Here is a 23,789-nt window from a genome sequence, read left to right on the forward strand (position 1 = left end):
TTACAGCGAAACAGTAAAGAGTGTTGGGGTCACTCCGCCGGCGTCGCGATGAGATTCTCCTCAAGATCGCGCGTCCAGTACGTCGCAAGCCCGCCCGGGCTACAGCGGGCGCACAACTGCAACGGCCCTTCCAGATGCCCCAGTTCGATGCGGAACCGTGTGAGCGCGATCGAGCAGGGACCGTTGTACCAGTTCTTCGCTGACGCACTACCGACGTGAACCGCTTGATCTCGAGGCGGAAGGGTTCGATCTCGAGACCTGTGACGAGACCCGAAAGCGACAGTTCAGGAGAGACCGAGACCAACGATAACCTCTCAATATACTGGTTGGTGTATGATTTAGAGTCCCTGTCGAGACTGCGGAAAGCCTGTATGGGCCACACCCATCAACGCCGCCCCGACGTACGACGACTTCCATATCCGCCAGAATGTTGAGGAAACGCCAGATGAGTGCGACTACTGTGACGGGGTTTCAGTGGCTTACGTGCGAGGTAATCCAGACCCGTTCTACTCCTGCCGTGACCTCTCTGACCAAGAACCACCGTCTGAGGAACGGTACTTCCGCAACTTCCCCAGCGCGAGACCAGCGTACACGAACCTCCGTTCAAGATTTAAATAGTAACACATCCCTCTGTCTGGTAACTTGCCAGCAAAGTCACCAGACAAAGACCGTATCATGGTCTTGCAAGGGGAGTCCATTGATTTCGGTGTGGAATTCGACGGACCCGGTCCAAAAGGCGTCAAATTATTTGCAAACGGCGAGCTGGGTTTGGCTGACGAGGTTCACCCAGCTGAGACCGAGTGGACGTTCGACCCTACGTTCGAGAAACCTGGACAATTCACTCTCGAGATTGTCGTTGAAGGCCCTGCTGAAGACGAGATGTGGAAGCTCACGAGTCGTGACGGTGACCTAATGCAGAGTATCGAAGAGGTAGAGCGGGTCAATGCTACATGGGACGTGGTGGTGGCAGACCCCGACGAATTGTATCAAACTGATGCAGAACGGGTCAAAGGGCTGATTACAGACGCACTGGCACTATACGCACTTGGAGAGCTATCGTTCAAATCCGTGGTTCACCTGCGGAAGGTCCTCGCCGAAAACCTCTCCGACGATACCAAAGAGGAAGTCTCGTACGAGATAACAAGACTTGACGACTTCATTGATACCCGGATGGAAGAACCCGGCGAATCTGAGGGTGACGAGGAAGAACCGTGGAGCCTCTTAATTGCACTCCCCGGGTGGGGTCGCTCTATATACCGTCGCCTTCGAGAGTGGATCTCAAGAGGCGAGGAGAACACGTGATAGACGATATCTGCGAGTGGACAGCCGGCGTGATTGCGGTCATCCTGTGGGCTATCATCCTCGGCCACATCTACGGTTGGGCGGTGTCGACAGTGCCAGCCAGTTCGCCGTGGGGAGGAGTTCTCCACAGCGTATCGGAAATGGGCGCAGCAGCACTCGCGCTGACTGGCGGCGGGTTTGTCGGTGCTGTTGCAATCGCCCTTCGAGTATTCAGCGACTCGTTCGGAGGTCGGTCAACCGTGGATGGAGATGCAGCGTTCAATTTCGTTCTCTCAATCATCGTCATTGGACTCGTCTCATGTGTCGCAATCTTGCTGATGGCACACTTGGAGACCTCCGTTATCGCACTCGAACCAGGGGACGACCTGTACATGCTTCTCTCCGGAGTTTTTTAGATGTATGAACATAACTGTTATTCATATATCAGTGTCTCTTGATTACACCGTGGGTCTTCGAATCGCTTGATTCTAGGGTTTAGGCGGCCCTAGACGGTATCTTAGACGATAGTTATATGTGGTGTTAGCGCGTAACCTGACATGTCTCCCATTGAAAAGAACGAAACGGAGACGAGGCACAAACTTTGAGTTCGCAAGCAGACTCTCGAGAACTCAGTAGAGGGCAGCAAACTCTGCACGATGCAGTTAATTCTCGCCGGATTTACGAGCCGGTTAGAGGCGTTCATCCGCGGATTGAGCTTCCGGACGAGGAGTACGAGGAGTGGCTTGACGGCAACAGAGAAGTCGAGTACGTGGTAATCAACTTCTCGGATGCTGAGGAAGTCGTTGAGCGGGACGGAGACCTAAGCCAGGTCCTCGAGCCGTGGCATATCCCGTTAATCCTCGGTACAGAGCACGACGATGACGTGAACGAGCGTACTTTCCAGGACGTAGTGGATTTATTGGAGGTGGTTCAGCCGGCGATCTACGTTCCCGACGTGGTCTACAGCTACAACTGGATGGACGAGGAGATTCAAGACAATGCTATCGAGGCATACATCGGCCATGTCAGAGATCTCCAGAAGGAGATTATCGAGCAGGACTTCGATGTCCGATTGATTCCGACAAACAAGGGCTGGAAGTACGAGCACTTCGTAGAGTACCGGGAATTATACAACGAGTTCGATTACGAGGAGTTCGCGTTCTACGCTGTCCAATACACCGGCGGTGATGCCGGGAACGCGATCAACGTGTTACATAGCCATGTCAGGAACTCCATCGCCGCCATAGACATGAAGGATATTTTCCTGATTGGACGGCTTGCGGGGGACGACCTGTTTGATTTTGCTCCGCGTGTTCGTGGGGCTACCGGACTTCGGCAGTGGAAAGATGCCTGTTCTACGGGGGACGGGCTTTCGCAGGATCCGTGGCCGGAGTTCCAGGAGAATCGGGAGGCCAAGCTTGCAGTTAATGACGGTCAGGAGCAGCGGCCTGTAAACGAGTTCAGCGACAAGAAAGAGGACAACTGAACAATGTTTGTATTCCTTGGTTCGTACAGCGGAGGCGGCGGAGGAGGTTCGTCGGATGACGATGATTCGCAGGATGGAGGATCGACAGATGACCAGTCTCAGACAGGTATTGATGATTTCGGCGGAGATGGTGAAGAAGTCGATGATTCTGATAGCGGTGCGGCTGCTGCAGGTGCGGCCGGTGCCGCAGGTGCTGCAGCTGGTGCTGGTGCCGCTAGTGGTGCTGCTTCAGGTGCCGGTACGGGTGCTGGTACTGTTGTCGAACCACCGGAAGAAGAAGATCCTGAAGAGGGTGAGGACGAAGAGGAGTCAGAGCCTGAATCACCGGAGATAGAAGAACCAGATCTCGAAGAGTCGGAAACGGAGCCGGAAGACGACATCAATGAGCCTGAGACAGAGGAAGACACGGAAGAAGAGTACGATTTTGACGAGTCTGACGACGTTGAAGAGGATACGGAAGAAGAGGAAGACGCCGACAAAGAAGACGAAGAGGATGAAGACGAGGACGAAGATAAGACAGTAGTCGTGGTCCAGGAAGTCGATGCGTTGAGCGCGATGTCCTGGGGCGTCCAGCCTGTGATGAAACGTGTTGAGGAGTGCTACGGCGAAGACGTTGAGGTCTTCTACAAACCTGCTCCTGTCCGAGAGATCGATCCTGAGCAGGAGAAACAGAAGTGGAGAGACGTCGGTCAGCAGCTGGGTATGCCTGTTGATCCTTCGTTCTGGGACGAGGATCCACCGGAGTCCACGGACCTGGTCAACAAGGCGTTCGAGGCAGCTATCCAGCAGTACCGTGGAGAGGATTATATCCGGGCGTTGTGGCAGCAAGGTGTTGCAACTGGCCATGACATCAACGACAGGGAGGTCCTGATCGACCTGGCGTCAGATCTCGGGATGGATCGGGAGCGTTTCGAGGACGATTTAGATGAGGTGGAACTGGAGTCTGGTGAGCGTGACGAGCTTCCGTTCACGTTTATGGAGATCCAGGGGAAGCCGGTGCCGAAGAATGGCCGTGTCCGGTACACGGATTTCAAGACTCAGTTCACGTTCCAGGGTATCGACGAGCAAAGTCTTCAGGACTTGCAGGGCTTCGTAGAGGAGCATGGTCCTGTAGCCACGCCCGAGGTCATGGAGGTCTACGGAATCCAGCGTCAGGAGGCGGTGCAACGTCTCCAGGATCTGGATAGTGTTTCGTCGTTCAAGGCCGGCGGCGAGCGCTTCTGGTATCTCGAGTAGCTTGGAGTCAATCCTTTAGCAGGTGAGATTTATTCGTCGATTCCTGCTTCTCTGAACATTTTCTTTCTGTGATCGGCAGTGTGAGCAGGCGTGCAGGGTGCCGTCGTTGTCAGCGAATACTCGATTGTATTGGTCAGTGACGTGGTGGCCGCAGTTATCACAACGCAGGTTTGGTAAGGCCAGTCAGTTCGCCAGTGAAATCTTCGGAAACTGTGGAGGGGTAGATACCGGTGTGTATTGAGGTTCTCGGAAAGGGCTTTGTGTTATTACTGATGATCTTCTATTGTATCTGAGGCACTGCGACAGGTGCTAAAGCACGACTCTCTGCCAGATGACTAGACAGTAGCTCCGAGCCTCTTTTGTGTTGGTTAGGAAAGAATCGAGGTTACTCTACTCTGATGGCATGTTGGCCAGTTTGCGGACTGTTTCCTTGCGATCCGGGAGTAAGAGGATCATCACGATCGCGCCGAAGGCAAGGGCAGTGATCAGACCGGCCCACTCGACCGGATCGCCAGCTGCAAGCCTCTCGATTGCGCCGTTCTGGCTCAGCAGTATAGTGGCAACCGCTGCGATCAGTGCCCAGCTTCCGATGATCATTGTCGCGGTGGACCTGTTTGGCGGATACTTGATCTCCGGGTGAGCCTTCATGAAGACAGACTTCGCACGGCTCCATGAGGCCGCTACAGTCGCGTACCAGGAAGCAACAGCAACCAGCGAGATAGCACTGCGAGTCTTGGTCGACTCGTTAACTATCTTGGCCACTTCGATCCCGCTGATTTTGAGCTTCACTTTCTTGTCGTCGATTCCCAGTACCTCTCGCACCTCCTTGTCAATCCTGACGACTCCCCGGTCGTTGATACGCGAAATAGTGCTACAAGTTTCGTCCGGCAACTGTTTGACGTCGATTCCTTCGTCTTCGACTTTCACGACCTTGATTTCAGAGAGTCTAACGAGATCACCATCTGTGATATCAAGTAAATCCCGGATCTCGGAGTCGATTGTGACACTCCCCCGTTCATTCATATAAGCAATCGTTTGTTCGCTCATGCAACCAACTGGTCAACGAAATACTATATTTCTGTTGCTCATTCGAAATATCTAAATCAATTGAAATATTTGATATTGGTATATTGATGTTTCCGACTCAGTCGAATACAATCTGACTTGTATTGAGGGGCTCCGATTCAATCAGCCATACGCATCATGTTCTCGTTTTTCCGTCCCGATAAGACTATGAACGTCATGCCGATCTCAACTCAATACCCTATCGCTGTCCTGCGATTTTGAAAATCGGGAAACTAAATGAGAACTGCAGTATACAGATATCCCCTGACCACACCAGTTTCTCACTTGATTAACTTTACCGGAAAAACAACTAAAAGTATGGAATTCAATTAGGCAAGTACAAGTTCAGTTGTATAACTGGACGTGAGAATCATGGGGAAGCCAGAATTCACGCAACGCTACGTTTCGATGCCGAAGGCAATGTGGGAACGTGCCTCCAACGCTGAGGGGTACAACAGCGCAGCGGAGTACATCCGAATCATGGTCTCTGCTGGTGAGAGCAACATCGTCGAACTCGACCCACGGACACTGAACGACGAGAACAGGAGTACAGTAGAAGGTGCTGACGATCCGGAGCAACTTCTACTTGAGGCGTTGGACGAGGACTACAAAGACCTCGACACCATCCTCGAGGACGCTTTCACGGAGTTCGCTTCGAACTACCTGTTCGAATTAGCCCGAGACGATGACTCGCCCGTCGAAAAAGACGGGTACAGCTTTAGGGTCGATGAGTGAACCAGACTACGGCACCGTCCGCCACGGTAACGATCCTACTCGGCCGCCGCTGGACTGGTTCGTCCACAAGCGGCACAACCACTCGTCGGACGGCACCCAGCGGACCGTCAAACACTCGGTAGAGTTCTTCAAGCGTTGGCTCAACGACGAGTTAGATTGGATCATCTACGAAGACGACGATCATCAGACGATCGAAGAGAAGCGTCGCGAGTACGGCAGAGAAATACTGCGCCACGAGAGTGAGATTGACTGGAACACTGGTGGCGAAATGCGGCCAGAAAACCTCTCGATCGATGACGCTCGAGAATACTTCCGCGCGCTCGCTGCGAACCCGAATTACAAAGGAGCCACTGAAGAAGGCAACGTGAAGACCATCAGACAGTTCTACGACTTCTGCCTGAAACGCGGTCACTCGTGGTTTACGGAGTCTGGAAACCCGATCGAACTCGCAATCGATGAGGGCGCAGATAAGATCATCGGGAGTGCTTCATCACGCAACCCGAAGATCATTCCCGTCGACGAGATGGCCGACTACATCCAGGCCTTTCAGCACCCACTCTGGGAGGCGATCACAGCTCTGATGGCGAAAACAACGATCCGAAGAGGCGTCATCATCAACGCGGACCTCCAAGACATCTATCTGGATCACCCGGCCTGTGACTGGGATGTCCACAAAGCCCTCCGGCACAAGGAACGCCCGTTCCTCTACGTGCCAAGCGCGCCCGAAGAAGGCGCACTCTGGGAGGAACGAGGACGAGTCCCAACAGCGTCGAACAAAACGAGCGTCGACAGGACGATCCCGCTCGATGAGGAGATGGTCAACCTACTCCTCCGATGGCTTGCCGCACATCCTGGGCCGCTCGAATCCGACACGCCGCTGTTCGTAACCGTTTCACACAACTGGGGCGAGCGGATTCACGCGCAGACAGTCGCTCAGAACATCCGACGCCACTCGAAAGAACTCGGCTACTGGTACGAAGCCTACGACGACGACAATATCAATCCGCATTACTTCAGGCACTGGTCGACGTCTGTGATCGACGAACGCCTCGAGGCTGCCGGTACGGGTCAGCACGCAACGACAACGAAGCTGCTGCGCGGCGACGAGGAGGACACGATGGACAACTACACCCACTGGTCTGACGACCGCATCGACCGCTACCTCGACGTCTGCCCCAAGTTCTACGACTGAGGCCGGTTCTCTTCGGTTTATTTTTAGCCACCGAGGTGTGGTGAAGTGAGTCTAACGAGTCACTAAGAATGAAAACGAGATTTGGCAGTACAGCCACTGAAGAAGACGAATTAGAGATCCAGAGTTTTCACACCGGATATAGAAGGTAGTCCCGACACTACGAGAGAATAGCACGGCCCCAGAAAGCGACCTCCGGCGCTGGGACGCCGGAAGCGCCGTGCTGCCAGAGCTATGACAGCAACGAAAACTGACAGGGTCAGGAGTGATAACTCTGTCTCTCGCGACCGCGACCGTCGCGAGACGCCAGGCGTCACTCCCGAAAACGACCCACGACTGCACCGAATCGTCCAGCTCGCAAACCAACGCGATGGCCCCTCTACCCGAAACGACATCGCCGGCAAGAGCGGCTGGCTCCTCGAGGAGGTCGACGACTACCTCGAGTGGCTGCGCCAGGGTAACTACGTCCAGTGGCTCGAGGAGGATCGAACGATCATCGTCCTGCTCACCGGTCGCGGAGAGAAACTCGCTGAGGGGATTCTCTGATGACCGACGAGATGACGTCGCTGGCTATCCCGATGGATCCAGACACCGCCTTCGATGCGATTTCGAACAGCCGCCGGCGACGAGTGATCCTCTCGCTTTCGCGAACCTCGGGGGAAATCACTGCCGGAGACCTTGCCATCGAAATTGCGGCGATCGAGAACGAGATCGACCCGAGCCAAGTCGGCAGCGACGAACGGACATCGGTTTATATCTCTCTTACACAGAGCCATCTCGATACCCTCGATGAAGCCGGTGCTATCGACTACGATAGTCGATCGAAGACCGTCGCTGCGACTGACGCTACCGAACCGCTCGCCGAATACATCCGCAGGCTGCAGACCACCTGCTATAAGCCAGATTCGGAGGCTGATGCGTGATGGCGGAAGGCACTCTCCATCTACGAGAGGAAATTCACACCGGCGGGATCATTGAGGAGGTGCTCTACCTATTCAGCTCCGAACGCCGCCGAATCACGATCCACATCCTCCACGAGGTTGACAGCGAAGCCTCTGGTCGAGCCGGAATCATGTCCCACGAACAACTGGCAGAACAGGTCGCTGCCGTAGAGAATGGCTGTCACGTTGATTGCGTCGATCGACAGTCACGAAAATCAGCGAAGGTTGGTCTCCGACAGAATCATCTCCCTGTGCTTGACGAGTTCGGCATCGTCGAGTGGAATAAGCGGTCCGGTTCGATCTTGACAACGACTCAAACCCGAGAGTTCGGGAGTTTACTGAAGACGATCGAGTTCGCTATCCGGAGAGTCGAGATCAGCGATACTGATAGGAGGAGGTCGTGATGGGCCGGGACGGAATACTGCATCCGAAGGACCAAGCGCTGAACGACCGCGGACTCGAGTACAGAGATGCCGGTTCCGAACTGTGCCCCGAGTGCGGTGTCCGACATCGCCGTTACATCGGACCGATGTCGGACGAGCACTCTGACGGGCCAGAGTTAGTCACCGACGGTGGCACTAACACCACTGCCCCCTCGGAGTACGTCATTCCAACGGGTAGTGGCTACCTCGGGACTTACACTGTCAGTGCCGAACGCAGGGTTGTGATCTCGAGGGCCGCGCTGGGCGACCAGGACTGGACAACCGACACCGTCCACGCTATAACCCACGAAGACGGCGTCGCGATCGTCCCACCGTCCGAGACCACCGAGCCACTCGCCGAGTACACGCTGTGCACTCGGTACAACGGGACCCGCATCGCCGCCGGTCACACCGTCGTAGACGAACTCGAGGTCGACCCCAACGACGACGTCCGGGTCTACGACCTCGCGACGACAGACGACCGAGACGGACTCCTGTTCGTCGATACCGACGACGATCCGCGTATCGCAACCGACGGCGGCCACGACACCACACCCGATCACGATCTCGAGCTCACACTTGAGTACACGACGATCAACAACCGCCGGCGACGGATCACGATCGTGCCCGACACTGGCGGCGAAGCGTGGCGAATCACCCATGAAATTCGCAATGGAGAGTGGCGTGAAACCGGCCGCGAACCGATCTCGGAACTCACGATCAACCTCAACTCCACCGACGACTCGAAAACTATCACAACCGACCAGCGCCGCCACACCGTCGACGAACTTCTAACCGAGCGGGGTGAGGACCAATGACGGACCAATCGCCTCACGAGAGTGAGCCGCCGACCGATGACTTGCAGGGCTACATCACGTCCCTCGAGGAGATCGACACCAAAATCCACGAACTGCTCGAGGAGCTGTCGGCCACTGACGAGATTGATACCTCCTGCCAGACGGACATACTCCAGCAGCTATACAACGCTCGCTCGGAGATCGACCCGGTGCTTCTCGCGCTCCGAAACCAGCAGACAGACTCAGCCACAGGTAAATCCGACACGATCACACTCCAGTGGGACCCTGACGGGACACCGCCTCGCCGCCTCGTCTTCGAACCCAAGAGCGAAGAGGGGCAGTGGTCGTACCGGAAACTCGAGTGGGACGGATTAGGCTGGCGACCGTGCGGTCGCTCCACCGTCGAAGACGTCGCAATACGTACCCCCACTAAATCGCAGTACTCTACCCCGACCAGTCCCCCGACACTCGATACACTGCTCGAGCAACTTCGGGGACAGTGGCACCGATCTGATCCGCCGGCACTCGTCTTCGATGCCACTGCCACAACTGAACAAGGGGTCCTCGTCGCCGTCGACGACGAACTTCGCTACCGAGAGCAAGACGGCCAGGACTGGCATACGGTTACGAAAGACGACCTGTACCACCACATCCAGCAGCAGGGTCAACCCACACTGACGTCCCTCGCTGAAACGCCGCTCACCCGAGAGCACTTCACCACGAGCCCGATTGCCTCCCTCGAGTCGGAGTCGGAATCACAGTCACCATGAGCCGCCACTCCGCGCTCACGACGCCGACCACAGGCGAGTCGACGACCGACTGCCCTGCCACCACCCCCCACCAGATCCATGACAACTGATGAGACGCCTATCCCGAACGAGTACTACGAACAGTTGCTCCCGCTTATCAAGACCGTCGAGTCGCTTCGCGAATCGATCATCTTCGAGAACACCATCACGACAGAAGAGAGACACACTGCCCGCCGGCTGCTCCATACGACCAAACGACCGCTCGAAGAGGCCCGAGAGATCCTCCCCGGGTCGGATCCGGGAGCCGAAATTGACTGCAAGCGCGAACCCGACGAGTTCGACGACTACGAGGAGGCACTTACCCACATCGAGCGCCGTCTCGGTCGCCTCCTGCAGTGTGCCCGCGACGAACACCCCGACGAGTACAGGTACAGCGACTCGCCCGAAGACAAATTCGAAACCGCTCTCGAGAGCGTCACGGCGTTGCGTGACCTGCTACCGGACGTCGACACCGAGAGCAAGCTCACAACTGATTTCGACATCAGAACCGAAGCGGGCTACGACCACGTCGACGGGCGGGGTCATGGCGATGGTCGCTGGCTCGAGTACCAGCTCCAGCGGGCGCTCCATCGGTGGGGCTACCGAGCCGAAACTCGCCAGACGCTCTTCAGCCTCGAGATCGACGTCGTCGCCCTCCGCGAGGAGAAACAGCAGGAACCGACCGACTGGATCGTCGCCCAGTGCAAGGACTGGGAGAGCGGCACCATCACTCCGGGAACGATCTTTCGGCTTTGTACGGTCGCTTTCGCCTGCCGTGCCATGCCCGTGCTGTGCCATACGACCGAACTGACCACGCGAGCGGAAGACCTCGCCCGTGAGCTCGAAGTCCGCGTCCTCGAGCTCGAGGACCTCGAACGCGGCGAGTTGCCGACCCCGAAAGTCGCCAAACCCGCCGCGGAACTCCACGAGTGGAAACTCCAGTATCGGGTACGTGAGAACCGCGGCGACCTGCCGTGGCTGTTCCGGCGAGAACCGGGCAAACGCTTCAGTTACGTTCCCGGTTTCAAGCCGGTCGGCAAGGACTGCGAGTACGAGCCGATCGACGACCCGGATGACGATACCCATCCCGCTGCCGGCCACTAACACGCTGGATTGAGACTCGGGAAGGTACGAGTTCCGCTCGCGCCACACGTCCGTACCCGAGTTTCACGCCAGTCGATCAGCGTTCTCTCTCGAGCAGTAGCGCTCGCTCAGTAGTTACACCACTATCGTCCAATGTCAATCACACCTACCGAGTTCCGACTGTACAGCTGCCAGACCAGGTTAGTGAGCGTCTCGAGGCGCTGGAAGAGCGCATCGACGAGATCGAAGTCACACTCGAGCGCAAAGACGGCCGGATCGACGCCCTCGAGCGCGATCGTAGGCGGCTCGAAGAGCAGACGGCCGCCCTCGAAGAGCGCATCGACGAGCTCGAGTCCGAAACGACTCGCCTCGAGAAGCTGGTTGAGGCCACACTGAAGAAGGCCACCGTGAACAAGGAACGCATGAGCGAACTCCAGTCTCGCGAGTTCGAGGCTCCTTTTCCGATCTTTTTCCGGGAACGAACCCAGAATCGACGATTTCGGTCGTTTTCGGAACGCACGACTCGAGAATCTCGACGACAGTCTCGTTGTCACCAGCGTCTCAACGGTTGTAGGTGAAGCAGTCTCCCTGCTCCAGTAACTTCAACACACGAGCAACCCTACGATGACTATGGACTGCCCCGCGTGCGGTTCCCCTGTCACGCTCAAGGTTGGGCCAGAACAGCCGCTTTCAACCTCGCTTTCCGACGCAGTTCTTGCGGCCGGTCCAGACGAGCGCGTCGAGGTTACACGGGACTGTTGGAACTGTGGGTGGCACGAAGTACACCAGCTTCGAGTCGAATCGATCGACACGACCGAAGGCAATGAAGCCGCTGCCAAGCGCACCGCGCTCGTTGACGAGATCACCGGCGAACTTGCGGCGATCGATGATGTAGCAACGCTCGAAGAAGCTCTTGCAGAGATTCGCCGACAGCGACAGCTGGAGCCACCGCCAAACGATACTGAGGAGGTCATTCCGGAGTAGGTGACAATTCCTTATGCTGTACCATCGAGAGGACGATGCCCATCCCGCTGCTGGCCATTAACCCCGCAGCGCGATTGGGACGCGAGTGCCTAATCAGCTAGATTCGGATCGCTGCTCGCAGAGTACTTCGATTTTCCTGGAAGCAACTACTTTGTCGATTTGACCGGCGTTCATGACAAGTTTGGATTCTCCAAAGAGCGGTAGCTGATTTCGAACTCCACTGGACAGTAGCGAGTTCCTCAGAAAAGATACCCCTCCAGAAACCGTCTGGAAGTATCCTTCTGCGAAAACTGTAATGTCCTCAAGTGGCATATAGTGGTAAGGATGCCAGTCCCCGTCGACGAACTCACAAATGACGACCCGTTCCCAGTCAAGCCGGATACGAACGAGTACGAGGCCCTCAGCTTCCTTGTCGAGCACCATGAGTACGGCTTCACTCTCAGTGAAATTGCAGCCCGAACAGACCTCAGTGAGGCAAGCACGTCAAAAGCGATGACTCGCCTCTTCGAGAACGGGCTCGTCGAACGAGCAGAAACTATCTATTATATCGATCCGCGTCGAGCCGATGAGCTAAAACAACGATTTGCGTCGCTCGATTCAGCCGTTCGACTCTTTGAGACAGCACCTGACGACGCCTACGCCAATCAGGGCTGGGAACAGGAAGTCCCCAGTCTCGATCGAGATGAAAGAACAGAGACTGCAAGTGAGCACTCCAAAACTGCAGAAGAACGAGCAGAAGCCCTCATCGCAGATATCGAAGACCGCCGCGCAGAGGAGTGAGCGCAACGGTATGGTCCATTCGGCGCTGAATATCTGGTTTTCTCACGATTACCCTCGACAAGAGTGGGAGTTGAATTAGCAGATACCGTTCGTAACGGACGTCGGTACCGACGGCTTTGGAATGGTCATGCTCTGGATGTCGTATTGGGCGTCTCTCGGGAGGGATGTGACGATGCCGACCCGCTCCGGGAATGCCGGCGGTTGCTGTTTCTGGTCGTCGTCGAACCAGCCACGCTCTTCGAGTTCGCTTCGCAGTCGCTCGACGGCAGCCGCCTGGTCGCCGTCGCCGACGACGATCACCCCCACGGTTTGAGGTCGATTTTCCCACCTTCGACCCAGTAGTCGATATCGCCCTCGAGGATGACTTCGGTCCCGTCCTCGAGGTCGGCGTCCATCTCCCGGTAACGGTTCGCCCAGATCATACAGGGGAGCTCGTCCTCGCCGTCGGTGAGCGTGAAGTAGAGCGCCGTACTGTTCTTGTGAAGGTCAGTGACCTCTCCGATACAGCGGACGCCGTTGAGGGCAGGCGTGTCCTGGACGACCGACGCGATCCGGTCGTTCAGCTGGGACACGCTAAGGACCTCTCTCGCATCGGGTTCGACCGCCTGCCGTTCGGTATCCGGTGCGTCCGCCATCTCCGTTTCCTAACTTCTGAACAGGAACCTCAAAAAGCTACGTTCGAGTGCCGGGGTGGGCTGCGTTACGCAGGCCTACAGGTCGCGGGGCTGGACCGTCTTCCGGTCGTTGGCCTCGGCACGCTCTGCGGCGTCGTCGAGCAGTTCGGCGACCTCTTCGTTGAGGGCGTCGTAGAAATCTGCCGAGACGTTGTGGTCCGAAAGTGCGTCCTTCACGGCTGCTTTGACGATTAGGTCAGACATTCCATCGCGGACTTCTCTTGTCCACCATATAAAGGTTCGAAGTTCTCACGCAGGGTTCTCGCCTCGTCGTATCGAATATTGGCCTTTGAGCACCAGAGAGAACATATGCCACCCCTCAAAAATAGTGAACGGACGGATGCACGATCTAACTGGGTTCCAGCGGGACATCTTGTACGTGATCGCCGGGCTCGAGGAACCACACGGGCTCGCAGTAAAGGCCGAACTCGACGACTACTACGAACAGGAGATCAACCACGGCCGGCTCTATCCGAATCTCGACGACCTCGTCGAGAAAGGGCTCCTCAAGAAAGGCGAACTCGACAAGCGAACCAATCTGTACTCGCTAACGCAACGAGGCTTCCGCGAAATTGAGGCACATCGAGAGTGGGAAGACGAATATATCGAGTCTGCAGAAGAAGTCGCTCCGTCGACCTAGATGCCATTTATCGCACAGTCTTCTACAGACGAGGAGGGAGGGACAGTTCTTCCTGAAGAGGTAGAGGATGGTACTGACGTCGTGTGTCCAGCCTGTGGCGGAACGATGCGACCACGGGGCCCATTTGATGATGGCCGCGCCCGCCATTTCTATCACGTTACTGCGGGCTCAGGGGATTCGACGGCCAATTGCTCCGGAGGAGAGTCGGATCCGCATCGAAAGATGAAATCCCTCGCAGTTTCGGCGTTGCGGCAGCGGTTTGACCAATATACCCGTTGCGGACCCGAGCTCACCGTCGACGTCCCCAATACGCCGACGCTTACTGATTCTCGCCGGGCAGATGCCCTCGTCGAATTTCCCGCTGATGACACAAACGACTACCTTGGGCGTGGATTGATCGTTGAGGTACAATACGCGAACGAAAACAAAGATCTCGACGCGGTCACGCACGACTATCTCTCGGCCGGATATAGCGTCTACTGGGCCAGCCCTGACGATTTTACGAACGACCGATTCCGTATTGAGGAGATGGTCGTCGCATTCGACAAACGGGCTGACACCGCCTTCGCAGCTTCGTGGGCAGACCCTCCAGAGGTAGATCCACCTGAGGAGTATCTAGAGCGGTTCGTGAACGGTGACTCCCTAACTTTCTCCGACCCGAATCCGGACTGTGATCACACCTGGAAATACGGAGGGAGTGACCTCCATGACCGGGATTTCTGTAAACACTGTCGGCTTGAGCGTTGGAAAGAGAGAGCTGTTGATGCCTATATCTACGATGAGTCGACCATCAAGACGAGCTCAGATCTTGCTGACAGAGCTGCTCAAGCAGCGTTTGAACAGCGAGAAAAGGAGGAGAAGAAAGAAGACCATCAACACGTCTGGGAGCCGCGAGGAGAAAACCGCTATCGGTGCCGGTGTGGGGCCCGTCTCAAAGAGCACAACGGAGAGGAGGTCATCTCAAATGATCCGTTCGAAGACTTCTCTGAGATGACGACCACGGACCCCCAGTACTGCGACCACATTTGGGAACGTGAGGACGGCTGCATGAAGTGTATCTCCTGCGGACTCGAGGACCCGCTCTAACCTGTTCCGTCTTGTACTGGCCTACAGCTGGGAGAGATTATTTGCTTACCGAGATGTTCTTTGCCAGTATGCCCTTCCGCGGTCGTCGTGACGGTCGCCCGGTCGTCCCCGCCATAGTCGACGATGGAGAAGAAGTCACCTGTCCGGTATGCGGCGGGACGATGTACCCGCGATCGGCGCCGGGAAAGTCTCGACACTTCTACCACGTATCAGCCGACGCCGGCCAGCGCTGCTCGAATGGCGGCGAGTCAGAGACCCACGAACGCGCAGTCGCCCGTGTTGAGGTCGCTCTGCACCAGCAATTCGGAGGAAACGCCCGCATCGAGACAGAGGTGGACGTCGACGTGGCCGAGGTGCCGACACCTGTGACCGAACGCCGGGCCGACGCACTCGCAACCTTTGACGATTGGAACCCTTACTTCGGGGAAGGCCTCGCCGTTGAGGTACAGCACAGTCACGAGGACAAGGACGTCCATCAGGTGACGCATGACTATTTGGCCGCTGGGGACTCGGTCGTCTGGATACGCGCGGCAACAGTCCTTCTCGATACGTTCAACTACGATACGATCGGTGCCGAATTTGAGCAAGACGACGGTTCTGGATACGCCCAACGAACGAGCAAAGCTAGCCGATTTACGAACTGCCAAGCGCTCCTCTACGACGGCGAACATGCGTGGGAGCGCGTGCCGCCCTATGCCCATCCCCGCGGACAGGATGACCTGATTACGTACGATATCTGTACTGCCCAGGGTTGCGAGCTACGCCGGCTTCACGAACCCGACGGCAGTTACACCTACACCGCGAGCGACGAGCACGGCCCCGACTTTCCCCTGAAAGCGCTCAAGAACGCGATTGTCCGTGAGTACGACCGAGATCCGTTCTGGAAGTGGGCAGGAAGCCAGTACCATTCCGCACAGGTGGAGAAGCTGCTTGCGACACGACCTGAGATAGAGCGCTGTTGGGGGCCGAAGGGGTTTCACGAATGGGGGCGGCGAGAAACGCTCTGGACGAACCATTCCGACCAGCCGTTAATCGAACTCCGCGAGTGCATGTACTGTCCCGTTCGGTTAGTGACGAACCATCGAGGGCGGTCAGGACACAGTACATTCTGTCTCTACGGTCGAGAGCCTAATCTCGACTGGGACGACGTGTATTTCCAAGCCAGCCCTCCCGAGTGCGATCACTATCTCTACGACGAGGATGCGATCGAAGATTACTGCCCCAAGTGCGGTGCGACGATGGAGACTCCCGAGACAACCCTCTGGGACCATACAAGTTGGATTCCGCCCTAAAAGGTAGCCGGCCAATCAAGATGATCTACTCGATAAGCGAGGTAATCAACCATCTCTTCGAGGTTCATATTCGAAGAAAATCTGCCGAACGGTATAATTCCAGTTTGGCCTCAAGAACAGGGGATAGGAGATGGTGAACCGGGATTACTGTCGTTAACGAAGATCGTCGACAAGATCGCTTGCATCTCGAGTTTTCTGCTCAGGCATCTCCATATCATCGCGTTCGTACCGCATTGCCCAGTCTGTTCCAGTAGGGAGTTCCTCGCGGTCGCCGACGCCAATTGTAGCTGCCTCGCAATCCTCTTCACAGCCCCACGTAGACGACATATTCGTCTCCACATCGCGGAGACCGAGTCGAAGCGTACCCTCGGTCTTCCGTGCTACGTCCAGCGTGATCGCCAGGAACCGCCGCTGCATCAGGCCAGCGACAATCGCGTTCACCCCGATAACCGACGGATCCCTATCCTCTTCGGCTGGATCCTTCCCACCCTGCACGTAACCCCGCTCGCCACGAAACTCCGGATGGTCGGCCTCCCAGTCGACATCGTCCTGGGTCCAGACGCGCTGACACTCGAAACACGGCCAACCGGGTCCGGTGACCGCCGTTTCGACTTTCGCCTCTTTTTCTAGGACACCTTGATCGTCGGCGTGTAGGAGGCTTCCACCGTCAATAACTGGAATACAGTGAGCGCGAGCGAGCACGTCCAGAACCTGTCGGGGGCGAGCGGCGTCGACTCCTGACATGATAAGATCACAATCCAGGAGATCAGGGACAGCCGCATACTCGGGGTTTTGATCGACGACACTCCCGTCGACGACCCGCGTCTCAAAATTCTCAGCTGTCGCACTTCGACGGGCAACACGTTCGGCGACCTCGGTCTTGAGGCGGTCTTGCCGAACGTCTATCCGCCGGGCACCCTGTGCGCGGTTGAAGTTCGCGCTCTCGAGATGGTCGAAGTCTACGAACACGAGTTCACCAACGCCTAGACGAGCTAAGTGTTCTGCAAGAATCGACCCGACGCCACCACAGCCCACGACGCCGACGCGAAGGTCGGCTAACCGTGCCTGGCCGTCTGCCCCCCAGAGCTGGATCGTGGAGTCCTGCTCAGCACTAGCAACACCTACACTATCGGCATCGGCATCTCGCCAGCCGGTTGGACGAACTTCCAAAGCGGGTTCGTCAGTGGCTGGACCGACAACGCGAACGTGGTCAGCGCGCGTTACCTCCGGCCCGTCGCTGGGGTCGCGCGTGGGTTCGTAGACACGCATCGACCAGTCGCCAGCATCATTAGTGATGGCAGCAGCGAACGGAGCGCCGCCGGGGAGACGATCCCGGTCGTTCTCGTAGACGCGAGCCGCCGACGCGGTATCGGTACCGCTCTCACGAACGCCGCCGGGTTGAGTATGAATCCGAATGAGCCCGCCACCACGGCTGCGGGCACGTTCGATTGCGCGCTCGTGGTAGGCTTCACTGAATTCGTAGCCGACAATCGAGTCGTCGCTCGATACGTCGCCATTAGAGCTACTCCCAAACAACGACCCGATTGAACGGCTTTCTGACCGATCTCCCCAAGCTGTCCCCTTCAACTCGAGGTCGTCACTGGACTCAGGGTGGACCACGTCTTCGACAATGTAACTCGCACGATAGTTGCCCGTACTCTTTGCGAGAACGGCGAACGCACCACGCTCGCCCATGCCGTAGAAAGGGTGGCCTTCACTCGGAAAGAGCACCTTCATCAAATCCTCGTGGATGTCTCGGGGGAACACGAGATGGACCTCGTCGGCGTCGGCTGCCGTCAGCCAATCCGCTGCTGTACCCTGAGGCATAGTCAGTCCTCCTTTTCGAAGCGAGACCGCACGACCTCAGGAGCTTTCCGGAGGTCAGCGGGTTCAGTCCACGAGAAGTCCTCCCAGCGGTAACTCCAAAGGGCGACTTCGTCGACGTCGAGAGCCTCACGTGCCGGACGCCCCTTGGCATGGTCGCGATGTACGCTGTCTACCTCCTGACCGTCGTGCTTCGTGACGTAGGGGTACGTCACGATGCCATAGGGCCGTCGACCGTTCGGGAAATCGGTCGGAATTCGGAGGATAGCGAGGACCTCTTCCTGGTCGAAAACGTCGTTGACGTGGGCAGGATTGACAGTCCCGATACTGACCCATGCCCAGTCGCCTTCGACCGCAATGAGTTCGGCTTCAGGCCGCTCGTCCTGCAGTTCGGAGAGAGCATCGCGACACCTTTCGCTGAGGTGATTGCGGAGGTCCGCGCGATCAGCGTCTTCCGGTGTCTCGCCCTCACTCATACGCGATCTTCCCCCCATCGCTGGTCGACTCGAAGAACGTTCGGTTCTTTTCGCCGAGGTCCAGATCCCGATCAGCCGGGAACGCCTGGTCTTCCTGACGGTTCCCGAGAAGGCCGTCCATCGGGAAAAGCCCGAGTTCGTCGGGATCCTTCTTGCCGGCGTCCAGCAGGATGGTTTCGACGGATACCGAACTGTCGTCGTATCGGTCGACAAACTGCTGATTGACGTACACGACATGGCCAATGGTGCTGAACTCCAGAGGTTCGACAGTGTCCGCGAGGTTCTCCAGACGCTCCGTGAGGTTGTCGAACTTCTGAAGGAGGCTGGTGTTGCCATCGGGAACCTCCTGTCGAATGTCCCTCGCACGCTCACGCTCTGCGCTGACGATAGTCTTCGTGCCCACGAGCGCGTCGGTATCGTGGGGGTCGGCGTCGTCGGCCCAGATTTTGATGGCTCCGATCGCCTCCTTCATATGTGATAGTCGACGGAAGACCTCGACCGGGACGTCGTCCTCAATAGCCTCGATGGCGGACTGTACCGGGTTGACTTTGCCGGCAACTTTCTTCGTGGTAGTCGTACTGTGCTCGTCTGCGGAGTCGGCGGGAGTGTTGCGTTCACTCATGGTTGTGGGTCGTCGCGCTTAGCCCGGCGACGTGGGGCCGACCGAAATGATACATTCGCCGCTGTGAACAGATCTATGAACGGGCCGAGACCACGTGGTCACTCAGTACCCGTCAGGGATCCGCTCGGCGGGCGAACATCCGTGGAAGTCACTGCCGGATACCCCGGCTCTCTCGTCGGTCTTGGTGGATTCCCGCCGTCCCCCTGCCGCAGAATTGCGGTGATCGGGGGATGCCTACGTAGCGGTGGGTAACCAGCCCAGGAACGTGTAGCCGGCCCCCACTGAAAAGGGTTTTGCTGAGTGGAACTATACTCGCCTCTTTCTCGTATCAGGCATATATGAACCGTGGGGTGGGGGTTTTCGAACTGGCAATTTCCACTTTCACTCCGCTGGGAATAGCTTTTTAAATAGGGGTATTCAGCCATACAGAGCTGTCAACCGCGGGTCGAAAACCAGCGCCTTAGCTGCTGAACGTTGCGGTTTGGTGGGTAGCAATAGAGCCCCCACCGCTACGTAGGCAGGCATCCATATGGCATAGGTGCTAATAAGACTGTCGGCCGCCCCTACGCAGTCTTGCGATTTCCACTCGAAAGCATAGGGGGATCGCTATACTTAAACTGTATTTTCCAGCGAAAGTGAATCGTCAAACACTGCTTTAGTCCCCCGGTTTGTGAGCAGTGAGTACGAGAAGTTGACATCAAACTGATTCCGCTGAAAATTCGATCTGATCTCCTACCTCTTCAAGAGCCTCTGTAGCAATATCCCCTAACTCGCCAGCTTCAATATGCGAGTAGCGCTCTCGGACCATCTCTTCGGAGTTATCGAGATACCGGGCCGCCACCGTGTATCCAAACGCGCGGACAAGTACCTCCCCCATCCCCCGTCGACCACCGTGCGGAGCAAGATAATCGTGTTTCGGATGGTCGATATCGATCTCTGCGGTCTCCGAGAGCCGTTGGAGAACCGACCGTGCTCCGTCCGTCGTGATCGACGTCGGCCGAATGTCCTCATCGAGCGCCAGCAGGAGGTCACGGGCGTATTCGTCGCGGCACTCAGTAATTGCTTCTAGGGGTTTCCCTCGTTCGGCTAACTCTTCCTCGATGAGTTCTGCGAGCGTCCGTTGGTCGAACGTCGGAAACACCGGCCAGCGCTCCGTCGGTGGGTCCATCAGCTGGCGATAGCTTCGCAGCGGAGAAATCACTGGGTCAGGGAGACTCGCAGCGTCCCATTGCTGTTTCTTTCGGTAGACGTCCATACTCCCGTCGTCGAGGGAGAGATCCTCCCAGCGGACGCCACGCCGTCGCGGGTCGTTCGGATCCCGGAGTAGTTCCCCAACGCGGACAGCTGTGTACGCAAGGACGAACACCAGAGCCCGGTCACGAGCCGACTTTAATGCGGCGTAGCGTGCTCGCTCCTTGTCGAGGGAGGCAGTATCCTCCGGGAGTGTCGTGTACGCCTCGATGGCCTCGCGAGCCTGTTCGTCGACGTGGCGGGTGAGGGCGTGGCGCTGTTCGGACGTCCAGGCCTGCTGGTCGCCGGGCTTGCGGCCGTCGTCCTCCGGTAGCGGCGCCATCGCACTCGCCCGCTGCGCGTAATGCGCCTCGAGATACCCTTCGTTGACGCACCAGCCACACCACGCAGAGATATAGCGGTAATAGGTTTGTACCGTGTTCTGCTTGAGCCCCCGGTCTCCTCCGAGATGCCGAGCGTACTCACGGAAGACGCGTTCATCGAGATCGTCGAAGGTCGGCTCGCGGTCGACGTCGTCGGGGGCGATCCCGGTCCAATCGTCGTCGCCTCGGTGGCCGGCGGCCCACTCGGCGAACCGTTCGAGCTCGCGTGCAGCGTTACGTCGATAGTTCCCACCGTCGCCGCCGCGGCCTTTCCCCTTGTCTTGGAGGTAGCGCTCGAAGCTGTCGTCGAGCGGTGTCGAAAGCGCTCGGTCAGGCATTCACCGGCCCTCCACCGCCCTGCGGGCCCGGTCTCGGTGCCTCTACCCTGGGGGAAGCGCCGTCGTGAGGCGGTTGCAGCATTCGTGCTTCACCGACGGCGGCGGGGTACTTCAAAGTGGTCATGATTACGAGCATAATCAGGACCACATTCTGTATTCGGCCCATCGGGAGAATTCGAGGAACTGAAGTCTCTTAGCGCCGGAATTCCGCACTACAGGAAAACGTATATCGTATATCGCTATACAAAATCTCGGTCCTCGTTCTGCCACAGTTTCGGAAGATGGGCTAGTTTTGGGTTGAGTCGGCGACTACTTGAGAGGATTTCGTGCGGTTAGTACCCGATATCAGCACTGAGTGGCCTCAAATTCGGAGCGTACATCAACAATTACACGGAAATCGGCGATTCCGGACAGCGTTGCCACTCAGCCGGGTCAGACCCCGGTTGACCTTTTATTATGTTTCAGTTCCTATGACTATCCATGCCCCACGACAATACCAGGGCATCGGCGACTTCGTGGCATAGTGCGAAGCGTCGTGCACGCGACCAGAAGTACAACACGAAGGTTGAGGTTCCGAAGGCATTCGTCGCCGGCGTCCCGCCGGAGTTCGAACGCTCACTGCTCTCGCTCCCGAACGGAGCGAAAGCGGTCTATAGGGACCAAGAACCGACAGACAGTTTCCAGATCCGTGAATTCGACGATCACTACACGATCGAGATGGATCGGCACAATCCCGAAACAGGGAATGCAGTGGCCCATGCTGTCCAAGACGCACCAGCATACACCGCAGTCGGCCTTGCTGTCTTGGGCGGCGCAGCACTGTTTAGCTAACCACAGCACTCCCTCGTTTTCTCCCACCGAGTCAGTTACTCCGTAGCGGTAGCGTTCGGATCCTCGAGCCACCCGTCGAGCACGCCTAGCGCATCCTCAGCGACGATCCGAGTCAACATTGAACATGCCAGACGCTACTCGAAGTCGTAGCCCCATTCCCGAAGTTGATCCGCGACATCATCGATTCGCTTGAGGCCGACAAGTAGCGCTGCCTCCCGGAGGTCAGCCTTCTTGACCGACTCGCCTAGCTCGCCCTCGACATCGGACTTGACTTGGCGCTGTCGATCGAGCGTTGTATCCTGCAAGTGTAACTGCACAGTTTTCGCGCGACCATCCGTGATACTATCGCGCTCGTAGATCCAGGGGAGGCCACTGCGGCTCGAGTCGCTCTCGTCGCGACCGTCCTGCTGCTCGATCGCGCGATCGGGCTGCGGATCGACTTCGACTGACGAGCCCATTGACTCGAGCCCGTCAACGTCGTCTTCTCCGGCTTTGTCGTCCTCGGTGCCAGCACCAAACGGATTATCGCCGCTCGCACCTTCCTTGAAGCCCGTCACGCCTCAATCACCTCATCGTCTTCCAAGCTGCCTGGCTCCGGAGGATTCGGTGCCTTGAGACCGACCTGGTCCTCAAGGTAACGAGCAATCCGGTCGAATTGCGCCAACGTCTTGACTTCGTGGTCTCGGGTGCGCGCGCGATGTTTACGAACGTACTCGAAGGCCGAACACTGCTGCTTCCAGCACCCCTCCATCATTGACGTCCGGTCGCCGATCACCTCAGGTGTAGGGAGGTCGATCTCGTCGATCAACTCCTCCTGGTCGTTCGTATGCTTGAACCCGTTCGGTACCGCAGCCAGTACACCAATCTCGATGTTCAGCTGGTCACCGAAGTTCGTCGCAAGTTGCTCAAGACCCTCAACTGAGGCCCGCCCCTTCGCGGAGGGTTCGACTGGGATCACGAGGTTGCGCGTCGCGTAGATCGCGTTGTAGAGATGGTCGGACTCGGTAGCCGGCGGATCGCAAATCAATACGTCGTACTTCTCGGCGATATCGGCATCACGAAGGACGCGTTGCAGCTGGGCGTAGATGTTGTACGAATCCCCCAAGTCCTCCGCTTTCCGCTGCTCGCGCTGAAGGTGGCTCGAGAGATCAGAGAGCATGTTGTGTTCCGGGACGATATCAACACCCTCCGCCGTTCGGACGAGGTCTGCGAGCGATCCCTTTGGACTGCGGACGATATGGCGTACGATATTGTCGGCGTCACTATTGGCGCGATCGTCGTCAACGCCGAACAGTCGACTGAGGTCACCGTCCTGCGGATCCAGCGGAACGACCAGAACGTCAAGGCCGGCTCGAGCGTGTGCAACAGCTAGGTTCGCCGTCAGCGAGGACTTTCCCACGCCGCCTGCTTCGCTGTAGACCGTATACGAGAGCATACTCTCATGGATGAATTTCTCCGATAAGTAACTTTGCCAAGCAAGCTACCTAAGTAAGATAACTAAGATAGTTATCTAAGATTCTTAGATAAGGACCATAGCTAAATCTCTTAGGTGAGGAAGGCGAAGCCCGCAACGAAGCCCGACTCAAGAACAACAGTGCCGATCAGC

Annotated in this window: 30 protein-coding genes and 1 pseudogene; 18 read left to right on the plus strand and 13 right to left on the minus strand. The window is 57.2% G+C overall.

Annotation, left to right across the window (positions count from 1 at the left end):
• Positions 1-29: 29 nt before the first annotated feature.
• Positions 30-167: pseudogene (locus BM113_RS23125) on the minus strand (DUF7558 family protein); the annotation flags it as partial.
• 541 nt (positions 168-708) lie between these two features.
• On the opposite strand from BM113_RS23125, the gene BM113_RS19925 reads away from it, so the two are divergent.
• The 4 genes from BM113_RS19925 to BM113_RS22740 all read left to right on the plus strand — a co-directional run bounded on the left by BM113_RS19925 (position 709) and on the right by BM113_RS22740 (position 4,003).
• Positions 709-1,302, plus strand: coding sequence for a hypothetical protein (locus BM113_RS19925; protein WP_143095870.1), 594 nt, complete (start codon positions 709-711; stop codon positions 1,300-1,302).
• Complete coding sequence (locus BM113_RS19930) at positions 1,299-1,697, plus strand: hypothetical protein (RefSeq protein ID WP_089789742.1); 399 nt, start codon at positions 1,299-1,301, stop codon at positions 1,695-1,697. Before BM113_RS19925 ends, BM113_RS19930 begins: the two co-directional genes overlap by 4 nt.
• A 185-nt stretch (positions 1,698-1,882) precedes the next feature.
• Positions 1,883-2,767, plus strand: coding sequence for a hypothetical protein (locus BM113_RS22735; protein WP_245758121.1), 885 nt, complete (start codon positions 1,883-1,885; stop codon positions 2,765-2,767).
• Positions 2,768-2,770: 3 nt separating this feature from the next.
• On the plus strand, positions 2,771-4,003 hold the full coding sequence (locus BM113_RS22740) for a DsbA family oxidoreductase (protein WP_245758122.1): 1,233 nt from the start codon (positions 2,771-2,773) through the stop codon (positions 4,001-4,003).
• Between the two features lie 15 nt (positions 4,004-4,018).
• Here BM113_RS22740 and BM113_RS23130 read toward each other — a convergent pair whose 3' ends face one another.
• Entirely contained in the window at positions 4,019-4,186 is a 168-nt protein-coding gene (locus tag BM113_RS23130) for a DUF7563 family protein (protein WP_449406648.1), read from the minus strand.
• A gap of 207 nt (positions 4,187-4,393) precedes the next feature.
• Positions 4,394-5,050, minus strand: a complete 657-nt coding sequence (locus tag BM113_RS19950; protein WP_007143057.1) for a hypothetical protein — start codon at positions 5,048-5,050, stop codon at positions 4,394-4,396.
• A 390-nt stretch (positions 5,051-5,440) separates the two neighbouring features.
• Between BM113_RS19950 and BM113_RS19955 the strand changes: the two genes are divergently transcribed.
• The 8 genes from BM113_RS19955 to BM113_RS22745 all read left to right on the plus strand — a co-directional run bounded on the left by BM113_RS19955 (position 5,441) and on the right by BM113_RS22745 (position 11,044).
• Positions 5,441-5,803: a hypothetical protein gene (locus tag BM113_RS19955; RefSeq protein WP_143095871.1), complete on the plus strand. Its 363-nt coding sequence runs from the start codon at positions 5,441-5,443 to the stop codon at positions 5,801-5,803.
• Entirely contained in the window at positions 5,796-6,995 is a 1,200-nt protein-coding gene (locus BM113_RS19960; RefSeq protein WP_177209233.1) for a tyrosine-type recombinase/integrase, read from the plus strand. Before BM113_RS19955 ends, BM113_RS19960 begins: the two co-directional genes overlap by 8 nt.
• Before the next feature lie 231 nt (positions 6,996-7,226).
• On the plus strand, positions 7,227-7,538 hold the full coding sequence (locus BM113_RS19965) for a hypothetical protein (protein ID WP_089789746.1): 312 nt from the start codon (positions 7,227-7,229) through the stop codon (positions 7,536-7,538).
• Between the two features lie 32 nt (positions 7,539-7,570).
• A complete protein-coding gene (locus tag BM113_RS19970; protein ID WP_089789768.1) occupies positions 7,571-7,915 on the plus strand; it encodes a DUF7344 domain-containing protein in 345 nt (114 codons plus the stop codon).
• Positions 7,915-8,337, plus strand: coding sequence for a DUF7344 domain-containing protein (locus BM113_RS19975; RefSeq protein WP_089789747.1), 423 nt, complete (start codon positions 7,915-7,917; stop codon positions 8,335-8,337). The genes BM113_RS19970 and BM113_RS19975 overlap by 1 nt, the downstream gene beginning before the upstream one ends.
• Positions 8,338-8,597: 260 nt before the next feature.
• Entirely contained in the window at positions 8,598-9,173 is a 576-nt protein-coding gene (locus tag BM113_RS22470) for a hypothetical protein (protein WP_177209234.1), read from the plus strand.
• Positions 9,170-9,922 (plus strand): hypothetical protein, encoded by a 753-nt coding sequence (locus BM113_RS22535; RefSeq protein ID WP_218149975.1) that lies wholly within the window; start codon positions 9,170-9,172, stop codon positions 9,920-9,922. Before BM113_RS22470 ends, BM113_RS22535 begins: the two co-directional genes overlap by 4 nt.
• A 78-nt stretch (positions 9,923-10,000) precedes the next feature.
• Complete coding sequence (locus tag BM113_RS22745; protein ID WP_177209235.1) at positions 10,001-11,044, plus strand: hypothetical protein; 1,044 nt, start codon at positions 10,001-10,003, stop codon at positions 11,042-11,044.
• Between the two features lie 122 nt (positions 11,045-11,166).
• Here BM113_RS22745 and BM113_RS19995 read toward each other — a convergent pair whose 3' ends face one another.
• Positions 11,167-11,577, minus strand: coding sequence for an SGNH/GDSL hydrolase family protein (locus BM113_RS19995; RefSeq protein WP_089789748.1), 411 nt, complete (start codon positions 11,575-11,577; stop codon positions 11,167-11,169).
• Positions 11,578-11,653: 76 nt separating this feature from the next.
• Between BM113_RS19995 and BM113_RS20000 the strand changes: the two genes are divergently transcribed.
• Together BM113_RS20000 and BM113_RS20005 are read left to right on the plus strand one after the other, a co-directional pair.
• Positions 11,654-12,007 carry a DUF8105 family protein gene (locus BM113_RS20000; protein ID WP_089789749.1) on the plus strand — a complete coding sequence of 118 codons (354 nt, stop codon included), beginning with the start codon at positions 11,654-11,656 and terminating at the stop codon, positions 12,005-12,007.
• A gap of 324 nt (positions 12,008-12,331) precedes the next feature.
• A complete protein-coding gene (locus BM113_RS20005; RefSeq protein WP_089789771.1) occupies positions 12,332-12,787 on the plus strand; it encodes a MarR family transcriptional regulator in 456 nt (151 codons plus the stop codon).
• 75 nt (positions 12,788-12,862) lie between these two features.
• Here the strand turns inward: BM113_RS20005 and BM113_RS22750 are convergent, their stop codons facing one another.
• From BM113_RS22750 to BM113_RS20015, 3 genes are all read right to left on the minus strand, one after another.
• Entirely contained in the window at positions 12,863-13,087 is a 225-nt protein-coding gene (locus tag BM113_RS22750) for a hypothetical protein (protein WP_245758124.1), read from the minus strand.
• Positions 13,084-13,422 (minus strand): exodeoxyribonuclease VII large subunit, encoded by a 339-nt coding sequence (locus tag BM113_RS20010; protein WP_245758125.1) that lies wholly within the window; start codon positions 13,420-13,422, stop codon positions 13,084-13,086. The genes BM113_RS22750 and BM113_RS20010 overlap by 4 nt, the downstream gene beginning before the upstream one ends.
• A gap of 75 nt (positions 13,423-13,497) precedes the next feature.
• Entirely contained in the window at positions 13,498-13,665 is a 168-nt protein-coding gene (locus BM113_RS20015) for a DNA-binding protein (RefSeq protein WP_004048632.1), read from the minus strand.
• 136 nt (positions 13,666-13,801) lie between these two features.
• Between BM113_RS20015 and BM113_RS20020 the strand changes: the two genes are divergently transcribed.
• The 3 genes from BM113_RS20020 to BM113_RS20030 all read left to right on the plus strand — a co-directional run bounded on the left by BM113_RS20020 (position 13,802) and on the right by BM113_RS20030 (position 16,479).
• Entirely contained in the window at positions 13,802-14,101 is a 300-nt protein-coding gene (locus tag BM113_RS20020; RefSeq protein ID WP_089789750.1) for a PadR family transcriptional regulator, read from the plus strand.
• 222 nt (positions 14,102-14,323) lie between these two features.
• A complete protein-coding gene (locus tag BM113_RS20025) occupies positions 14,324-15,187 on the plus strand; it encodes a hypothetical protein (RefSeq protein ID WP_089789751.1) in 864 nt (287 codons plus the stop codon).
• Positions 15,188-15,255: 68 nt separating this feature from the next.
• Positions 15,256-16,479, plus strand: coding sequence for a competence protein CoiA family protein (locus BM113_RS20030; RefSeq protein WP_245758126.1), 1,224 nt, complete (start codon positions 15,256-15,258; stop codon positions 16,477-16,479).
• Positions 16,480-16,632: 153 nt separating this feature from the next.
• Here the strand turns inward: BM113_RS20030 and BM113_RS20035 are convergent, their stop codons facing one another.
• From BM113_RS20035 to BM113_RS20050, 4 genes are all read right to left on the minus strand, one after another.
• Complete coding sequence (locus tag BM113_RS20035; RefSeq protein WP_089789752.1) at positions 16,633-18,306, minus strand: ThiF family adenylyltransferase; 1,674 nt, start codon at positions 18,304-18,306, stop codon at positions 16,633-16,635.
• A gap of 2 nt (positions 18,307-18,308) precedes the next feature.
• Positions 18,309-18,779 (minus strand): hypothetical protein, encoded by a 471-nt coding sequence (locus tag BM113_RS20040; RefSeq protein ID WP_089789753.1) that lies wholly within the window; start codon positions 18,777-18,779, stop codon positions 18,309-18,311.
• On the minus strand, positions 18,772-19,401 hold the full coding sequence (locus BM113_RS20045) for a hypothetical protein (RefSeq protein ID WP_089789754.1): 630 nt from the start codon (positions 19,399-19,401) through the stop codon (positions 18,772-18,774). The genes BM113_RS20040 and BM113_RS20045 overlap by 8 nt, the downstream gene beginning before the upstream one ends.
• Positions 19,402-20,098: 697 nt before the next feature.
• On the minus strand, positions 20,099-21,352 hold the full coding sequence (locus tag BM113_RS20050; RefSeq protein WP_089789755.1) for a tyrosine-type recombinase/integrase: 1,254 nt from the start codon (positions 21,350-21,352) through the stop codon (positions 20,099-20,101).
• Positions 21,353-21,832: 480 nt separating this feature from the next.
• On the opposite strand from BM113_RS20050, the gene BM113_RS22050 reads away from it, so the two are divergent.
• Positions 21,833-22,183 (plus strand): hypothetical protein, encoded by a 351-nt coding sequence (locus tag BM113_RS22050; RefSeq protein WP_143095872.1) that lies wholly within the window; start codon positions 21,833-21,835, stop codon positions 22,181-22,183.
• A gap of 134 nt (positions 22,184-22,317) precedes the next feature.
• Here BM113_RS22050 and BM113_RS20055 read toward each other — a convergent pair whose 3' ends face one another.
• Together BM113_RS20055 and BM113_RS20060 are read right to left on the minus strand one after the other, a co-directional pair.
• On the minus strand, positions 22,318-22,740 hold the full coding sequence (locus BM113_RS20055) for a DUF7970 domain-containing protein (protein WP_089789756.1): 423 nt from the start codon (positions 22,738-22,740) through the stop codon (positions 22,318-22,320).
• A complete protein-coding gene (locus tag BM113_RS20060; RefSeq protein WP_089789757.1) occupies positions 22,737-23,618 on the minus strand; it encodes a ParA family protein in 882 nt (293 codons plus the stop codon). The genes BM113_RS20055 and BM113_RS20060 overlap by 4 nt, the downstream gene beginning before the upstream one ends.
• Positions 23,619-23,789 lie beyond the last annotated feature (171 nt).

Origin of the sequence: Natronobacterium haloterrestre, from assembly GCF_900112205.1 — an archaeon.
Classification (GTDB): Archaea; Halobacteriota; Halobacteria; order Halobacteriales; family Natrialbaceae; genus Natronobacterium; species Natronobacterium haloterrestre.

Excerpts from the sequence above, each read along its gene's own strand:
- BM113_RS22050 (WP_143095872.1), top strand. The coding sequence starts at position 21,833 with ATGCCCCACGACAATACCAGGGCATCGGCGACTTCGTGGCATAGTGCG.
- BM113_RS22740 (WP_245758122.1), top strand. The coding sequence starts at position 2,771 with ATGTTTGTATTCCTTGGTTCGTACAGCGGAGGCGGCGGAGGAGGTTCG.
- BM113_RS22535 (WP_218149975.1), top strand. The coding sequence starts at position 9,170 with ATGACGGACCAATCGCCTCACGAGAGTGAGCCGCCGACCGATGACTTG.
- BM113_RS19960 (WP_177209233.1), top strand. The coding sequence starts at position 5,796 with ATGAGTGAACCAGACTACGGCACCGTCCGCCACGGTAACGATCCTACT.
- BM113_RS20020 (WP_089789750.1), top strand. The coding sequence starts at position 13,802 with ATGCACGATCTAACTGGGTTCCAGCGGGACATCTTGTACGTGATCGCC.
- BM113_RS20025 (WP_089789751.1), top strand. The coding sequence starts at position 14,324 with ATGAAATCCCTCGCAGTTTCGGCGTTGCGGCAGCGGTTTGACCAATAT.
- BM113_RS20045 (WP_089789754.1), bottom strand. The coding sequence starts at position 19,401 with ATGAGTGAACGCAACACTCCCGCCGACTCCGCAGACGAGCACAGTACG.
- BM113_RS20005 (WP_089789771.1), top strand. The coding sequence starts at position 12,332 with ATGCCAGTCCCCGTCGACGAACTCACAAATGACGACCCGTTCCCAGTC.
- BM113_RS19975 (WP_089789747.1), top strand. The coding sequence starts at position 7,915 with ATGGCGGAAGGCACTCTCCATCTACGAGAGGAAATTCACACCGGCGGG.
- BM113_RS20030 (WP_245758126.1), top strand. The coding sequence starts at position 15,256 with ATGCCCTTCCGCGGTCGTCGTGACGGTCGCCCGGTCGTCCCCGCCATA.
- BM113_RS22745 (WP_177209235.1), top strand. The coding sequence starts at position 10,001 with ATGACAACTGATGAGACGCCTATCCCGAACGAGTACTACGAACAGTTG.
- BM113_RS19950 (WP_007143057.1), bottom strand. The coding sequence starts at position 5,050 with ATGAGCGAACAAACGATTGCTTATATGAATGAACGGGGGAGTGTCACA.
- BM113_RS20035 (WP_089789752.1), bottom strand. The coding sequence starts at position 18,306 with ATGCCTCAGGGTACAGCAGCGGATTGGCTGACGGCAGCCGACGCCGAC.
- BM113_RS20060 (WP_089789757.1), bottom strand. The coding sequence starts at position 23,618 with ATGCTCTCGTATACGGTCTACAGCGAAGCAGGCGGCGTGGGAAAGTCC.
- BM113_RS19955 (WP_143095871.1), top strand. The coding sequence starts at position 5,441 with ATGGGGAAGCCAGAATTCACGCAACGCTACGTTTCGATGCCGAAGGCA.
- BM113_RS20015 (WP_004048632.1), bottom strand. The coding sequence starts at position 13,665 with ATGTCTGACCTAATCGTCAAAGCAGCCGTGAAGGACGCACTTTCGGAC.
- BM113_RS19970 (WP_089789768.1), top strand. The coding sequence starts at position 7,571 with ATGGATCCAGACACCGCCTTCGATGCGATTTCGAACAGCCGCCGGCGA.
- BM113_RS19965 (WP_089789746.1), top strand. The coding sequence starts at position 7,227 with ATGACAGCAACGAAAACTGACAGGGTCAGGAGTGATAACTCTGTCTCT.
- BM113_RS20010 (WP_245758125.1), bottom strand. The coding sequence starts at position 13,422 with ATGGCGGACGCACCGGATACCGAACGGCAGGCGGTCGAACCCGATGCG.
- BM113_RS20000 (WP_089789749.1), top strand. The coding sequence starts at position 11,654 with ATGGACTGCCCCGCGTGCGGTTCCCCTGTCACGCTCAAGGTTGGGCCA.
- BM113_RS20040 (WP_089789753.1), bottom strand. The coding sequence starts at position 18,779 with ATGAGTGAGGGCGAGACACCGGAAGACGCTGATCGCGCGGACCTCCGC.
- BM113_RS20050 (WP_089789755.1), bottom strand. The coding sequence starts at position 21,352 with ATGCCTGACCGAGCGCTTTCGACACCGCTCGACGACAGCTTCGAGCGC.